Origin of the sequence: Nocardia carnea (genome assembly GCF_029868855.1) — a bacterium.
Taxonomy (GTDB): domain Bacteria; phylum Actinomycetota; class Actinomycetes; order Mycobacteriales; family Mycobacteriaceae; genus Nocardia; species Nocardia carnea_A.
In genome coordinates this window covers 1-2,575 of the sequence record NZ_JARWOV010000093.1, presented here as the reverse complement: position 1 = coordinate 2,575, position 2,575 = coordinate 1, and the positions used below count along the sequence as shown (strand labels likewise).

Genomic DNA, 2,575 nt, shown 5'->3' with positions numbered 1-2,575 from the left:
TGTGGGCGGTGCGGTCCTGGGAACAGTCTGGGCGGCGCTGCATCTGGGCAATATGCTCTCGCTGCAGAAACAGGATATGCCGGTCAACCCGATCGGCATCGTCGCGGGCATGGTCAAGGGCGAACTGCGCTGGCCCACCGGTTCCCCCCCGCCGGGGGCGGCGTTTACCCCACCCCCCCCGGCTTCATCCCCGGCCGGGTGCCCTGGGGCGGCCCGTCCGCCGCGGCGGACGGCTCCTCCTGCAGAAGGCCGCGCTGGGTGGGGTGCTGGTGTGCGCGGCCGGGTTCGGCGCCACCCCCGCCGCGACCGCCCAGCCGACCGGCCCCGACGTCTCGTCCTGGCAGCACGACAGCGGGCGGCCCATCGACTGGTTCGCGGTCCGCGCGGCGGGTCACGGTTTCGCCATGGTCAAGGCCACCGAGGGCCTGCACTACGTCAACCCCTACTTCGTCCAGGACAGCCTGCACATGCGCGTCGCCGGGATGGCCCGCGGCACTTACCACTACGCGCATCCGGACCTCCCGCCGGAACCGCAGGCCGCGCTCTACGCCGCGGTCGTACTGGGCCAGAACGGCCCGCTGGATCTGCCGCCGGTACTGGACATCGAACACTCCGGTGGGCTCCCACCCGCCGCACTGATCGACTGGACGCACCGCTACCTCGATACCGTCCAGGCGCTGACCGGTCGCGTCCCGATCGTCTACACCTATCCGACCTTCTGGAAGACCGCGATGGCCGACAGCGATCAGTTCCACCGGTACCCGCTGTGGATCGCCGATTATCGTGACCGCCCGCAACCGGAGGTCCCCGGCCGCTGGCCGGCGTGGACGTTCTGGCAACAGACGGATTCCGGTTCCATCCCGGGTATCCACGGCCCCACCGATGTGAACGTGTACAGCGGAGCCCAAGGAGATTTCAACCGGTTCGCGAGGATGGGCGGCCTCACCGGCAGCGGGTAGAGGTACACCCGCGTCCGGCCGAATTCGCGACGACCGCTGTCCGGCCGTCTCCCCCGCGCACCGCAGGTATCGGACTCGGCGCCACCGGCGCCCGGAGCCGGCCGGACCGGTGGAGTCGCCGTACTGCACCTAGTTGCAGTCCTCGAACAGCACGGTGTGCCGTCGGCGGCGACGAGCCCGGAGCCGAACGGTTCGTCACCGTCGGCCGGCGCTCAACGCTGTTGCCGGTCGTGCCGCTCCTGGGCGGCGACGACCTCCGCCGTATGCGCCCGGACCCAGTCGAGGAACTGTCCCAGGGATCCGGCGAGGCCCTGTCCCAGTGACGTCAGCTCGTAGCTGACCCGCGGCGGCGTGGTGGGCTCCACGGTCCGCGCGACGAGGCCGTCGCGTACGAGGGTGCGCAATGTCTGCGACAGCATCTTCTCGCTGATTCCGCCGATCATCGCGGACAGCTCCGAGAAACGCCGCGGCCCGGCACCGAGCGCGGCCAGGATCAGCACGCCCCAGCGGCTCGTGATGTGGTCGAGCACCTCACGAGCCGGGCAGTCACTGTTGAATGCGTCACTCAGCTCCGCACCGACGAGGGCGGGGGACTGGGAACCTACCGACATGAAAGCACCTTACCTGTAGGTATGCCCTTTCTCGTAGTTAGCTTCATACTTAAGCTTGCGTCCATGGTCACAGTGGTTTTCGGAGCGCGGGGTAATGTCGCCCGCCACGTCGCGGCGGAATTGGCTGCGCGGGGCGAGCAGGTGCGTCCGACGAGTAGAACCCCAGATACGACGAGCCCCGTTCCGGGCGCGGAGGTTGTCGCGGCCGATCTGGAACGTCCCGAAACGTTGCCCGCCGCACTCGACGGCGCGGACCGCGTTTTCCTCTACGCCAAACCGGACGGAATCGACGGCTTCGTCGCCGCGGCACAGTCCGCAGGCGTGCGGCACGTGGTCCTGCTGTCTTCCGGAGCGGTCCTGAGCGACACCTCGGAACACAACCCGATCGCCCGGATGCACGGGGCAGTCGAGTCCGCTATCGCGGAATCCGGTCTCGAATGGACCTTTCTGCGGCCCGGTATGTTCGCCACCAATGCCCTCTGGTGGTGGCAGCATTCCATCCGCGCCCGGGGCGTCGCCTACGCAACGGACCCGGAATCCCGGACCGCACCCATACACGAGAAGGACTTGGCGGCCTTGGCGGTCGCGGCACTGACCGAACCAGGTCACCACGGTCGGGCATACCCGGTATGGGGTGTCGAGGCACTGACGCTACGAGAGCAGGTCCGCCGTATCGGCGCGGCCATCGACCGGGAAATAGCCTTCGAGGTGGTATCCGCCGACGAAGCCCGCGCCAGATTGAGCGAAACCATGCCGGCCTACGGAATCGAACCCGTGCTGGCCGGCTGGGCGGCCGGGGCCACCGGCACGCCGAACGTCTCGGCGATCGTCGAAGAGGTCACCGGGCGACCCGGGCGGTCCTTCGCCCAGTGGGCGATGGACCACGCGGGCGATTTCCGCTGAGCTGCCGTACCGAGCGGGGGGGGGGGGGGGGGGGGGGGGGGGGGGGGGGGGGGGGGGGGGCCGGGCGCGGCGCCGGGGGGGGGGGGCGCCGGCCCCCCCCCC

3 protein-coding genes are annotated in these 2,575 nt (G+C 69.9%); 2 read left to right on the top strand and 1 reads right to left on the bottom strand.

Translation table 11 applies throughout. From position 1 onward, the window contains the following. Positions 1-239: 239 nt before the first annotated feature. A complete protein-coding gene (locus QH195_RS08860) occupies positions 240-959 on the top strand; it encodes a glycoside hydrolase family 25 protein (protein ID WP_432278439.1) in 720 nt (239 codons plus the stop codon). A gap of 212 nt (positions 960-1,171) precedes the next feature. On the opposite strand, the gene QH195_RS08855 is transcribed toward QH195_RS08860, so the two are convergent. Continuing rightward, positions 1,172-1,570 (bottom strand): winged helix-turn-helix transcriptional regulator, encoded by a 399-nt coding sequence (locus tag QH195_RS08855; RefSeq protein ID WP_280423899.1) that lies wholly within the window; start codon positions 1,568-1,570, stop codon positions 1,172-1,174. A 63-nt stretch (positions 1,571-1,633) separates the two neighbouring features. Between QH195_RS08855 and QH195_RS08850 the strand changes: the two genes are divergently transcribed. Next, the gene (locus QH195_RS08850; protein WP_280434994.1) at positions 1,634-2,473 is read left to right on the top strand and encodes an NAD(P)H-binding protein; all 840 of its coding nucleotides are present in this window, start codon (positions 1,634-1,636) and stop codon (positions 2,471-2,473) included. Positions 2,474-2,575 lie beyond the last annotated feature (102 nt).